We start from the raw sequence: 12,500 nt of genomic DNA, 5'->3' as shown, positions 1-12,500 counted from the left end.
GCCGGTGGGAAAGTGCCATTAATTTTACTCAACGTTACGCAACACGAACTACGCTCGGCAATTGTGACGCTCAAATGCCGCTGATCGTGATGATCGGTTATTAAGGTTAGCGCTGAGTAAATGTCCGTTGGGGCGCTCACGGGGCGCAGATGTGGCACACGTAGGGCGGTTCCATCATTTCGGTGCGGCAAATTGGCTTTGTGGCCTATTGGCCACAAGCCGCTTCGACTGCTGCGACTTCCTGCGCAAATGCATCGACGCGGAAACGCACCGACAGTGAACGCGTGCTGGTCGGCGTCACGCGGACCGTGAGGTTGGTCGCGCCATTGAGGCCGTCAAGGAAAGCCCGCGCATCGGCAGAGTTGTCGATGAGGATGGCGGTATTGTCCGCATTGACCGGCAGGGTCGAGGAGCGAGCGCGCGCCAGGTCATATTGCAGGGTGATACCCGCGTCCCGCCCCAGCGAGGACATGGTGTTGCCGGCAAAGCCGAATGCAATTTGCAACACATCGGCCTCGCAGGACACGGTGATGGTTGCCGGCGCGCGGCCAGTCGGGCGGGCCGGAATGAGCTGCTCGGATTCGAGGGTGACGCTGACTGCATCCGGCGAGGTCGCACCGCTACGAAATACGCCATCGTAGCAGGCGAGCCGCTCGCCATCATCGCCAATGGCCGCGCACTGCGCCCCGGTTTGCGCCATAGCCGGCAGGGGAACAGCGATGAACAGGGGAACGATCAGACCCAGAACCAGACTCTTCAAGAACACCCTGCCCTTTCAATATGCCGTCCGAGCCGGACGACCGTGTCACCCACTCCATATAGGAATGCAATGGCCGCTATTTAAGCCGAAGCCTGCGCCAAGGTCAGCCGGGCAACCGGTACACGATAGGGTGAGCAACTGACGTAATCCACACCCAGGCCGGCAAAGAACTGGAGCGAGGCCGGGTCGCCCGCATGTTCGCCGCAGATGCCGATCTTGAGGTCCGGATTGGCCGCCTTGCCGCGGGCAATGGCGATGGCGATCATCTCGCCCACACCCTTCTCGTCGATGGTGACGAATGGGTCACGTTCATAAACGCCTTTGCGCTGATAGGCCGCAAGGAAGACCGGCGCATCGTCGCGCGAAATGCCGAACGTGGTCTGGGTCAGGTCATTGGTGCCGAAGGAAATGAAATCGACCATGCCGGCAATGTCCCCCGCCCTAAGGCAGGCGCGCGGCAATTCGATCATGGTGCCGAAGGAAAACCTGACGCGGTCCGATCGGGCAAGTCCCGAATTTTCCACCATCCCCAAGGCCCGCTCGCGGATCCACGCCACTTCGGTTGCGGTGGAGACAAACGGCACCATCACCTCGACGATGACGGGTTCGGCCTGCCGCTCGCTGGCGGCGCGGGCACCGGCCAGCACCGCCTGCATCTGCATCTGCAGGATTTCGGGATAGGTGATGGCGAGGCGCACGCCGCGATGGCCCAGCATCGGCGTGATCTCGGAGATGCGCTCGAGCCGCAGGCGCAGGGCGCGCACTGCAACGCCGAGCGAGGCCGCCGTCTCCTCGATTTCCTCGTCGGTTCGCGGCAGGAATTCGTGCAGCGGCGGGTCGAAGAGACGCACCGTGACAGGAAGCCCCTTCATCGCCGAGAACAGCGCGGAATAGTCGCCGGTCTGATAGTCGACGAGACCGGCCAGGGCCCTGGCGCGCTGATCCTCGTCTTCGCTGAGGATCATGCGGCGCAGTGCCACCATGCGTTCGGGCGAGAAGAACATGTGTTCCGAGCGCGCGAGGCCGATGCCTTCGGCGCCGAAGGTCAGCGCCGTCTGCGCAGACTCGACCGTTTCCACATTGGTGCGCACGGCCACCGTGCGGCTGGCATCGGACCAGCCCAGCAGCTTGCCGATGGCGCCGCCAATCTGCGGCTGTGCCAGCGGGAGTGTGCCGAGATAGACCGAGCCATCGGTGCCATCGATGGTGAGACGATCGCCGGGGCGGAATTCGCGGTCGCCGATGCGGCAAACCATTTCCCCGGCATCGACGCTGAGGCTGCGCACGCCGGCAACGCAGGGCTTGCCGGTGATGCGGGCAATGACGCCCGCATGGCTCGACATGCCACCGCGCGCGGTGAGAATGCCCGTTGCCGCCTTCATGCCTTCGATATCGGCCGGGCCGGTTTCGTTGACGACGAGAATGCAGTGCTTGCCGCGGGCGCGGAGGCGCGCCGCGTCGTCGGGATTAAATGTGATAATGCCGCTGGCGGCACCAGGAGATACGCCGAGCCCACGGGCGATCGGCGTGGCTTCTTCAGGCGATTTGAGGCGGGGATGCAGCATCAGCGCCAGGCGACTGGGATCGACCCGGGTCACGGCGCCCTGCGGCGTCCAGACCTTGCGCTCGACGCGATCCACCGCCGCCTCGAGCTCGGCGCCGGCGCTGGCCTGAACCGGTCGTGCGGAGAGAAAGGTCACGCGGCCGCCGTCGATGGAGACCAGGCAGGCCATGTGCCGCCCGGCCTTGGCGTCGAGCAGGTCGATCAGCTTGTGAACGTCCGCCGGCAGGCGCGGCAGCGGCGTGCCATCGAGCGGCGCGGGCCCCAACTGGCCGGTCATGGCATTGCGCGTCAGGAACTGCTCGACGGAGCCGTGGCCGACCGCCTGTACCAGGACGATCTGGCGGGCCCGATCGTCTTCGTGGCGCAAGCCTGTCCAGCCGCGACCGAAAAATCCGTAGCTCTCAAAGGCCTGCTTGATGGCTTTGGCCAGTGGCCGGGCGGGATCGACTGCGTCCTCAGGGGCCGCGGGCGCGGCGATGCCGAGCTTGGCCGGCGCAAGGCCGCTATTGTGTGTGGCCGCAGACGTGCGCACCACGAGGAGCGGCGGCGTGCCGTCCTTCGACACCAGCTTGAAGAGACATGCCACCCAGTGCGTGCGCAGGCGCGTGTCGCGCCGACCCCGCTCGGCCTGCAGTTCTTCCCAGGCGGCGCGGGTGATGGCGATGGTGGGGACGGTGGGAAAGCCGGCTTCACCGACGCGGAAAATCCAGCGCGCCTTGCCCGAAAGGAGCTTCAACTGGCCAGCGCTCAGGTTCGCCTTCCCCGTTGCCGGGGCAATCGCAAACATTTCCTGCGCCAAACTCACCTGAAACCGCCTTGGGTCATACTACCAGTTGCATATTGCCCATGCCCCGCCCCGGCTGCAACAGCACTTGACTTGCGAAGGCACTGAAAGCATCTGATCTGGCATGGAAAAAAGGCCGCATCTCGATATTCTGCTCTGCGCCCCGCGCGGATTCTGCGCCGGCGTGGACCGCGCGATCCAGATCGTGGAGCTGGCGCTCCAGAAATACGGTGCGCCGGTCTATGTGCGGCATGCCATCGTGCATAACAAATATGTGGTGGAAGGCCTCAAGGCCAAGGGTGCCGTGTTTGTCGAGGAGCTCGACGAAATCCCCGAGACCGAGGCCCCCGTGGTGTTTTCGGCCCATGGCGTGCCCAAGAGCGTGCCGGCGGATGCCAAGAGCCGCAACATGTTCTTTCTCGATGCGACCTGCCCGCTGGTGAGCAAGGTGCATGTGGAAGCCTCGCGGCATTTCGAGGAAGGGCACGAAATCGTGCTGATCGGCCATGCCGGTCACCCCGAAGTGATCGGCACCATGGGCCAGCTTCCCGATGGCGCCGTGACGCTCATCGAGACCGTCGCTGATGCCAATGCCTTCACGCCGAAGAACCCCGAGACGCTTGCCTTCGTGACGCAGACTACGCTCAGCGTCGACGACACGCGCGAGATCGTGGCCGCGCTCAAGGCGCGCTTCCCGGCGATCAACGGGCCGCACAAGGAAGATATCTGCTACGCCACGACCAACCGGCAGGAATCGATCAAGGCCGTGGCGCCGCTGGTCGATGCCATGATCGTGGTGGGCTCGCCCCATTCGTCCAATTCGCAGCGGCTCGTCGAAGTCGCCCTGCGCTCGGGCTGCAAGATCGCGACGCTGGTCGACCGCGCCAGCGAGATCGACTGGTCGCTCTATGGCGATCTCACTTCACTCGGCGTCAGCGCTGGTGCTTCGGCGCCGGAGAGCCTCGTCGAAGAGGTGATCGACGCCTTTGCGGCGCGCTATGACGTCAAGGTCGAGACCAAGACCACCGCCGAAGAGAATATCGCCTTCAATATCCCGCGCGTGCTGCGCAACCTGGAAGTGGCAGGCGGGCGTGGCTGACAGCGTCATCATCCACACCGACGGCGCTTGTTCGGGCAATCCCGGCCCGGGCGGCTGGGGGGCAATCCTGCAATTCGGGCCGCACCGCAAGGAATTGAAGGGCGGCGAAGCGCTGACCACCAATAACAAGATGGAGCTTACGGCGGCCATCGAGGCGCTGAATGCCCTCACCCGCTCCTGCACCGTCGACCTCCACACTGACAGCCAATATGTGAAGAATGGCGTGCAGAGCTGGATCCACGGCTGGAAGCGCAATGGCTGGCGCACCGCGGACAAGAAGCCGGTCAAGAATGTCGAACTCTGGCAGGCGCTAGACGAAGCCACCAAGCGCCACGAGATCAAGTGGCACTGGGTCAAGGGTCACGCCGGGGACGAACTCAACGAACGCGCCGACGAACTCGCCCGCGAAGGCATGGCGCCATATAAGCCCAAGCGCGCCGCGGCGCTGACGCCGCCGGTTTGATCTTTACCTCTCCCCCAGAGGGAGAGGTGTAGAAGGCCCTAAGCCCGCCTCGGCAACATTCCCTTGATCGCCGCCCAGGCCGGGCTGATGACGTGGCTTGCCACGGGGATCAGCAGCGCGCCGAGCACGAGGCCTATGACGAAATCCACCAGCGCCGTGGCGATCCAGCCGGCGACACCAGCAATGGCGGGGAAGGTGTGCTCGGCCCAATGGGCAGCGGCTTCGATGACGTGTTCAGGGCCGGTGAAGCCGAATTCGTAGAGGCCGTGCGCGATGATGCTGCCGCCCACCCAGGTCATGGCAGCGGTGCCGACGAGGCTCAACCCCTGCATGAACCAGGGCATGAAGCGCACGACGCCGCGGCCGAAGGCGCGACCGGCGCCGGTGCGGCCGGTCTTGGCGAACCACAGGCCGATATCGTCCGCCTTCACGATGACAGCCACGGCGCCGTAGACTGCGGCCGTGATGCCGATGCCGGCCAGCGCCAGGATGGCGGCGCGGGTCCAGAAATCATCGACATCGATGGCCGCGAGGATGATCGTCATGATCTCGGCGGAGAGAATGAAATCGGTCTTGATGGCGCCCGCGACTTTCTGCTCCTCCAGCGAAACGGGATCGACCGCCGTGTGCTCGATCGCTGCCTCATGGTGCTCGGCTTGATGCGGGGCAAAAAGGTGGAAAACCTTTTCGGCGCCCTCGTAGCAGAGATAGGCGCCGCCGATCATCAAGAGCGGGGTGATCAGCCAGGGCGCGAATAGCGACAGGATCAGCGCCGCCGGCAAGAGGAAGAGGATCTTGTTCTTGACCGAACCCCAGGCGATGCGCCCGATGATGGGCAATTCGCGATTGGCATCGAAGCCAGACACGTAGCTTGGGGTCACCGCCGCATCGTCGATGACGGCGCCCGCCGCCTTGACGCTGGCTTTGGCGGCCTGCCCAGCAACGTCGTCCAGCGAGGCCGCCGCCACCTTGGCGAGGCTCACCACGTCATCGAGCAGCGCGATCAGACCGACAGACATGGCAAGCTCCGGGAGTGGTGCAATCGGAAACCGCGCAGGGGCTGCGCGGTTCCCTGTTTATCCAGCGACTTTCCCGAAATCGGCCACCAGATGCATGGTGTCGCGGAGGCGCGCCAGGAGGTTCAGACGATTGGCGCGGACGGCCGGATCGGCATCGTTGACCAGCACGGCGGTGAAGAAGGCGTCGACTGGCGCACGCAGCGTCGCGAGTTCGGTCATGGCGCCCTTGTAGTCGTCCCGGGCCACATGGTCGGACACGGCGGCATGGACGCCGTCGACCGCGAAGGCCAGCGCTTCCTCCTCAGGCAGCTTCAGCGCCGCCTGGTCGACCGTGCCGGCATAGGACTTGCCGTCCTTCTTTTCCTCGGCGGCGAGGATATTGGCGGCGCGCTTGTAGCCGGCGAGGAGGTTGGCGCCATCGTCGGTCGAGAGCAGCGAGGAAAGGGCCTCAGCGCGCTGGGTGATCTGGAGGATATCGTTGCTGTCGGCGGCAATGACCGCGTCCACGAGGTCGTGACGAGCACCGGCATCGCGCAGCGTGACTTTCAGGCGATCGTGGAAGAAGGCCAGGAGATCCGGCTCCACATCGAGCGGGAATTTCAGGTTGTTCTCGGTGACGATGCGGATGACGCCTAGGGCGGCGCGGCGCAGCGCGAAGGGGTCGCGCGAGCCGGTCGGCTTCTCGTCGATCGACCAGAAGCCGGAGAGCACGTTGAGCTTGTCGGCCAGGGCCACGGCGATGGAGATCGGCTCGGTCGGCACGCGGTCGGAGGGGCCGAGCGGCTTGTAGTGCATTTCGAGAGCGGTCGCGATGGCGGCCGGCTCATTCTGGGCGGTCGCGTAATAGCGGCCCATCAGGCCCTGCAGTTCGGGGAATTCGCCAACCATGCCGGTGACGAGATCGGCCTTGGCGAGCATGGCGGCGCGCTTGGTCTGCTCGACATCGGCGCCGACCTTGGGGGCGATCTCAGCTGCGAGGTGAACGAGGCGCTCGACCATGGCGAATTGCGAGCCCAGCTTGGCGTGGAACACCATGTCCTCGAGCTTGGGCAGTCCATGCTCGAGCGGAATGGCCAGGTCGCCCTGGTAGAAGAAGGCCGCATCCGAGAGACGGGCGCGGATGACGCGCTCATTGCCGGCAATAACCACCGCGCCGCCATCGGCCGGAATGGTATTGGCGGTGATGATGAAATTGGGCGCGAGCTTGCCCTGAGCGTCGCGCAGGCAGAAGCATTTCTGGTTGGCGCGGATGGTGGCGATGATGACTTCCTCGGGGAGCTTGAGGAATTCGGCATCGAACGATCCCATCATCACATTGGGCCATTCGACGAGGCCGGCGACTTCCTCAAGGAGGCCTTCATCATGGATGACGGAGAGGCCTTGCGCGAAAGCGAGATTATCGGCGTCGGTGCGGATGATGTCCTTGCGACGGTCGATGTCGAGCACGACCTTGGCGCGTTCAAGCGCCGCCTGGTAATCCTCGAAGCGCTTGACGCGGATGGCGTCCGGCGACAGGAACCGGTGCCCGAACGTGGTCTGGCCGGAGCTGAGGCCCGCGGCGGCGAAGGGCACGACCACGGGCTCGTCGTTTTCGGTGCCGAAGGTCGCGGTGATGGCACGCAGCGGGCGCACCCAGTTGAAGCTGCCCGAGCCCCAGCGCATGGACTTGGCCCAACCGAAATCGGTCATTACCCTGGGGAGGATTGTCGACAGCAGATGGACGGCGTCGGCGCCCGGCTTTTCGATCAGCGCCACGTAGAAATCGCCCTTCTTGGGGTCGCTTTCGACCTTGGCTTGGTCGAGAGAATTGAGCCCCGCCGAACGCAGGAAGCCGTCGATGGCCGGCTGCGGCGCCCCGACCTTGGGGCCCTTCTTTTCCTCGCGAGTATCGGGCGAGCGAGCCGGCAGGCCAGAGACCGACAGCGCCAGGCGGCGCGGCGTCACGAAGGCCTTGGCGCCTTCATAGACCAGGCCCGCATCCACCAATGCATTGGTGACGGCTTTCTTGAGATCCTCGGCCGCGCGGCGCTGGAAGCGGGCGGGAATTTCCTCAGAGAAGAGTTCGAGCAGGAGTTCGGGCATGGCGGATAACCGGTTCTTTTCAGGCGTGTGCGTGATTAGCGCGGGGGGCCAGGGTTGTCGATGGGCTATCGCCCATTCGACCGGCTGGTTACCACCCGCCGCCGCCGCCACCGCCGCCACCACCGCCCGAAAAGCCGCCGCCGCCCGATCCGGACGAGCTGGCCTGCACCGGCTGGGCCGCGACCATGGCGGCCGCCATCCCGGCCGAGGCAGTGCTGATGGCGCGCGACAGGTTGCCGGAGTCGAAATTCCGGCTGCCCGAATACCAGGCGGGTGAATAGCGATCGCGGCCGTCGGACACGGCATTGCGCGCCAGCTCGGCCTCGAAGTGCTCGGACCAGGGCTTTTCCACCTCGAGGGCGATGGCATAGGGCAGGATGCGTTCGAAGCGCTCCACAGTCATCGGCGGTTCGTTGACGATATTGAGCCGGTTGCGCTCGGCGGTTTCGAGATAGAGCTTGAAGCCCTCGATCTCGTCCATGACCTTGCGGCCCTGGATGGTCGGCGCGCGCATCAGCACAGTGAAGATCACGCAGATCATCACCATCGAGCCGGCGGCGATGACCGCGGTGTTGATCGAAAAGCCGGTAAAGGTATCCAGCAGGCCGCCGCCGAAATTGAAGACGAATATGCCGGCCCACAGCGCCAGGAACGCCTTCTGCAACCAGCCTCCAGAACTCAGCATCGAATAGGCGGCACCACCGAGAATGCCGAGGATGATGCCACCGAAGACCGCAACCACCAGCCAGACCGGGTCGATAACACCGAACACAGCCATCAGCCCGATCATCACCGCGGCGATGACGAAGCCGCCTATGGCATAGCCCCAGTTGTTGTTGAACCAGCGCTTGCGATTCTCGCTTTCGATGGCAGCGGTGAATTCGCCGCGCTTGGTACCGAGGTCCTTGCCGTTGGCCTTGTTGAAGGTCACGGAGCGGTGACCCTCGAAATAGGAGAACAGCACCTGCTCGCCCACAGGCAGTTTCGTTTCCGGCTGCTTGCCGGTTACCTCCACCGTCAGCGTCTGGGTCGGGTTCTTGATGGTAATGAGACCCTTGACCCCGAGATCGAAGATCGCCGCCGTCATCGCCGTCCAGCCGGAATTGGCAAAACCCCATTTGTGCACGAAATGCGTCAGCGCCGGGGAGAAGCCCTTGGGCGGGTGAAACAGCGGGATGATCGTGCCCTTGGGCGGATCGCGACCGACCCGCGACCAGGTGGTGAGATAGTAGACCAGCAGCAGGATGACCGCCAAGATCGGCAGCCACACGTCGCGCAGGTCCGAGATGCTCTGCAGCAACGCATCGGCGCCTTCGGGATAGGCGACGATCCCCTTCTGGAACGACACGGCAACCGTCATGCCTTCGCCCGCGCCCAGGGGGCGCTGACTGCGGAAAATGGCACTAGTATCGCTTTCGCGCGTGATGGTGACAGCCTGTTCGGTGGATCCGGCGCGGCCGGTATAGCCAGCGAGGTCTTCGATCACGGCGCCATCGGGCAGCCGCACCCGCGCCACGGCGGAAAGGATTGGGAAGGCCCAGTAATTGCCCGTGGCATTCCAGTAGAGCTCGTCGCCCGCGTTGTCGGCGGTGGGGCGGACCATGCGCTCCATCGTGTAGGAGATGGTATAGCGGTGCTCGCCATAGGGCAGCATGACATCGGGATCGCCGATCCAGATGCGCTGGAAATCGCCCATGCGCTCGACCCGGAACATTTCCGGCTTGCCCTTGCGGGTCACGGCGGTGACATCGAGATCGATGCGGATCTTGTTGCCGCTCGCGCCCAGCATGGTCACCGGGATATCGCGATAGATGCCGCGGCGGATCTCCACGCCTTCGGCATTGATGTCGACGGTTTCGACCACATCCACCGAGCCGTCGGTGCGCAGTTGAACGTCGCTGCCGAATGCCCGGATTTGCTCGCGCGCCACGGTGGGCACGGCGAGGGTGGCAAGAGTGATCAACATCACCCCAATCCGAGCAAGGACGGATACGAGCACCTTCATCCGCGTCATTCCCGCGAAAGCGGGAACCTCCGTTTCTTTGCAACACCGCGAACAGGGGTTCCCGCTTTCGCGGGAATGACCCCGAGTGTGGGGAGCAGGCCTAGAACTTCACCTGGGGCACGGCGCGTTCGGCCTCGTTCTCGAGCTCGAAATACTCGGCCTGCTCGAACTTGAAAGCATTGGCGACGAGGTTCGAGGGGAAGCTTTCCACCTGGATGTTGAGGTTGCGCACGGCGCCGTTGTAGTAGCGGCGGGCCATCTGGATTTCGTCTTCCACGCCCTGCAGGGCGGTCTGGAATTCGAGGAATGTGGTGTTGGCCTTGAGGTCCGGATAGGCCTCGGCCACCGCAATCAGCCGGCCGAGGGCGGCTGAGAGTTCCCCTTCGGCCTGGGCGCGAGCGGCCGGGCCTGATGCGGCCGCGCTGGTGGCCTTGGCGCGGGCATTGACTACGGCGTCGAGCGTCTCGCGCTCATGGGCCATGTAGCCCTTTACCGTTTCCATCAGGTTGGGGATGAGGTCGGTGCGGCGCTTCAATTGCACGTCGATGCCTGACCAGCCTTCGCGCACCATCTGCCGGTTGGAAACAAGGCCGTTATAGATGACGATGGCATAGCCGACGACGCCGACGACCAGGGCAAGAATGACCCATCCGAACATTGTGCGCTCCGTCAAGCAATGTGGCCGGACACTGGCAGTTTGGCCGGGGCTTTGCAACGGCACTGACGTGCCGGGCTTGACCTTCAGGGCGCCAATGCCTAGCTTTTACAGCATGAACACGCGCATTGCCCATCGCTGCACCATCATCCTCGAAGGATAGATGCCCTAGGCACGCTCACGCCGGAGCCTGTTTAGGGCTCAAGGCAGGTCGCAACCCGATCTCCGGCGCAGTTCACTCCCACAATTCTTTTCTGCGAGCGCGATCCGTCGCGCCGCTGCGCTTATCTACAAGGACAACAAGAAATGACTGAAATCAGGCGCGACCTCACCCCTGCCCTCACCCTGGGCAAGTCGGACCATGCCAAGCTTTACGCGCTGGGCGAAGCCGGCCTCGACCGTACTCCTGACCTGGCGGAAACCCTGCTTACCGAGCTCGACCGCGCCAAGGTGGTCGCCGACGACAAGCTCCCCGAGGGCGTCGTCCGCATGGGCTCGCGCGTCGCATATCAAACCAATTCCGGCACTGAACAGACGGTGACGCTGGTCTATCCGGTCGACGCCGATATCGAGCAGGGCCGGATCTCTGTGATGACACCCATCGGCGTGGCGCTGGTCGGCCTCAAGGCCGGCCAGTCGATCACCTGGCGCGACCGGGCCGACAAGCGGCACAAGCTGACTATTCTCAGCGTCGAGGCGCCGGTTCTGGCGTAACGCTTGAGGATGATGGCGGTACCATCTGTGATCGTGTCAAAACCACTACGCCGCCCTCGGGCTTGAACGTCAATGGCGGCTCTCGGGTCAAGCCTGAGGGCGACTCGGTGGGGGTGCGGCGTCCGCGGCAGATAATCGCGTTACTCCGCGCCGCCGCCCGCCGTCTGCAGCCACGCCTCGCCGCAGGCCTTGGCCAGTTCGCGGATACGCAGGATATAACTCTGCCGCTCGGTGACCGAGATCACACCGCGCGCGTCGAGCATGTTGAAATTGTGCGAGGCTTTCACGACCTGCTCATAGGCCGGGATGGCCATGGTCTGGCGATTGGCTTCGGCGCCCTTGGCGAGGATGGCGCGGCATTCCTTTTCCGCGTCCTCGAAGTGGCGGAACAGCATGTCGGTATCGGCAGCTTCGAAATTGTACTTCGAGGATTCCTGCTCGTTCTGCAGGAAGACGTCGCCATAGGTCACCTTTTCGGCGCCTTCGCGGCCGTTGAAATTGAGGTCGTAGACGTTCTCCACGCCCTGCACATACATGGCGAGGCGCTCGAGACCGTAGGTGATTTCGCCCGGCACGGGGGAGCACTCAAAACCCGCGACCTGCTGGAAATAGGTGAACTGGCTGACTTCCATGCCATCGCACCAGCATTCCCAGCCAAGGCCCCAGGCGCCTAGGGTCGGGCTTTCCCAATCGTCCTCGACGAAACGGATGTCGTGCACCGACTGGTCGAGGCCGATCGCGGCCAGCGAGTCGAGATAGAGCTGCTGGATATTGTCCGGCGACGGCTTCAGGATCACCTGGAACTGGTAATAGTGCTGGAGCCGGTTGGGGTTCTCGCCATAGCGCCCGTCCTTGGGCCGGCGCGAGGGCTGCACATAGGCGGCCTTCCAGGGTTTCGGGCCCAGCGCGCGCAAGGTCGTCGCGGTGTGGAAAGTGCCGGCACCCATCTGCATGTCATAGGGCTGCAGAACCACGCAACCCTGCTCGGCCCAGAACTGCTGGAGCGTCAGGATCAGACCCTGGAAGGAATTCTTGGGGTCCATGTGCGCGGGGCGGTCGGTCATCGGTTTTGTCCTGCAATATGCGGGACAAACCTCTAGTTTGGCAGGCCCAAGCGGTCAATGCCGCTTGTCGGCATCGCTCCCATCCTTGGGCCGGTAGGTGCCGTCGTCGCCGCGCTTGAGATCGATCACGTCGGTGCGCTGGCGCTCGAGCTTGTCGCGCTCGCGGGCAAGGCGCTTGGCCTCCTCGGCATCATGGTTGAACTTGTTCGACCAATCCTTCCAGATGCGGCGGACGCCGAAATAGACAAAGATGGCGAGGCCGACGAAAAGCAGAATGCGCAGCAGCATCGA

The 12,500-nt window shown here is 64.0% G+C and carries 11 protein-coding genes; 3 read left to right on the top strand and 8 right to left on the bottom strand.

What is annotated here, in order from left to right; all coding sequences use genetic code 11:
* Window positions 1-205: 205 nt before the first annotated feature.
* Window positions 206-760 carry a hypothetical protein gene (locus tag JEQ47_RS09440; RefSeq protein ID WP_198876154.1) on the bottom strand — a complete coding sequence of 185 codons (555 nt, stop codon included), beginning with the start codon at window positions 758-760 and terminating at the stop codon, window positions 206-208.
* 80 nt (window positions 761-840) lie between these two features.
* On the bottom strand, window positions 841-3,111 hold the full coding sequence (locus tag JEQ47_RS09435) for a putative PEP-binding protein (protein ID WP_198876153.1): 2,271 nt from the start codon (window positions 3,109-3,111) through the stop codon (window positions 841-843).
* Window positions 3,112-3,232: 121 nt separating this feature from the next.
* On the opposite strand from JEQ47_RS09435, the gene ispH reads away from it, so the two are divergent.
* A complete protein-coding gene (gene ispH, locus JEQ47_RS09430; RefSeq protein ID WP_198876152.1) occupies window positions 3,233-4,207 on the top strand; it encodes a 4-hydroxy-3-methylbut-2-enyl diphosphate reductase in 975 nt (324 codons plus the stop codon).
* Window positions 4,200-4,670, top strand: coding sequence for a ribonuclease HI (gene rnhA / locus JEQ47_RS09425; protein WP_328768672.1), 471 nt, complete (start codon window positions 4,200-4,202; stop codon window positions 4,668-4,670). Before ispH ends, rnhA begins: the two co-directional genes overlap by 8 nt.
* 38 nt (window positions 4,671-4,708) lie before the next feature.
* Here rnhA and JEQ47_RS09420 read toward each other — a convergent pair whose 3' ends face one another.
* From JEQ47_RS09420 to JEQ47_RS09405, 4 genes are all read right to left on the bottom strand, one after another.
* Window positions 4,709-5,689, bottom strand: coding sequence for a DUF808 domain-containing protein (locus tag JEQ47_RS09420; protein WP_198876150.1), 981 nt, complete (start codon window positions 5,687-5,689; stop codon window positions 4,709-4,711).
* 57 nt (window positions 5,690-5,746) lie between these two features.
* The gene (gene glyS, locus JEQ47_RS09415; RefSeq protein ID WP_198876149.1) at window positions 5,747-7,771 is read right to left on the bottom strand and encodes a glycine--tRNA ligase subunit beta; all 2,025 of its coding nucleotides are present in this window, start codon (window positions 7,769-7,771) and stop codon (window positions 5,747-5,749) included.
* An 88-nt stretch (window positions 7,772-7,859) separates the two neighbouring features.
* Window positions 7,860-9,737, bottom strand: coding sequence for a DUF2207 domain-containing protein (locus JEQ47_RS09410; protein ID WP_198876148.1), 1,878 nt, complete (start codon window positions 9,735-9,737; stop codon window positions 7,860-7,862).
* A 139-nt stretch (window positions 9,738-9,876) separates the two neighbouring features.
* A complete protein-coding gene (locus JEQ47_RS09405; RefSeq protein ID WP_198876147.1) occupies window positions 9,877-10,434 on the bottom strand; it encodes a LemA family protein in 558 nt (185 codons plus the stop codon).
* Window positions 10,435-10,737: 303 nt separating this feature from the next.
* Between JEQ47_RS09405 and rnk the strand changes: the two genes are divergently transcribed.
* Window positions 10,738-11,145, top strand: coding sequence for a nucleoside diphosphate kinase regulator (rnk, locus tag JEQ47_RS09400; RefSeq protein ID WP_198876146.1), 408 nt, complete (start codon window positions 10,738-10,740; stop codon window positions 11,143-11,145).
* 140 nt (window positions 11,146-11,285) lie between these two features.
* On the opposite strand, the gene JEQ47_RS09395 is transcribed toward rnk, so the two are convergent.
* Window positions 11,286-12,188 carry a glycine--tRNA ligase subunit alpha gene (locus tag JEQ47_RS09395; RefSeq protein ID WP_198876839.1) on the bottom strand — a complete coding sequence of 301 codons (903 nt, stop codon included), beginning with the start codon at window positions 12,186-12,188 and terminating at the stop codon, window positions 11,286-11,288.
* A 75-nt stretch (window positions 12,189-12,263) separates the two neighbouring features.
* Window positions 12,264-12,497 carry a hypothetical protein gene (locus tag JEQ47_RS09390; protein ID WP_198876145.1) on the bottom strand — a complete coding sequence of 78 codons (234 nt, stop codon included), beginning with the start codon at window positions 12,495-12,497 and terminating at the stop codon, window positions 12,264-12,266.
* Window positions 12,498-12,500: the final 3 nt, after the last annotated feature.

Source organism: Devosia sediminis, assembly GCF_016411825.1.
GTDB classification, from domain to species: domain Bacteria; phylum Pseudomonadota; class Alphaproteobacteria; order Rhizobiales; family Devosiaceae; genus Devosia; species Devosia sediminis.
This window is presented reverse-complemented; position numbering and strand designations above follow the sequence as displayed.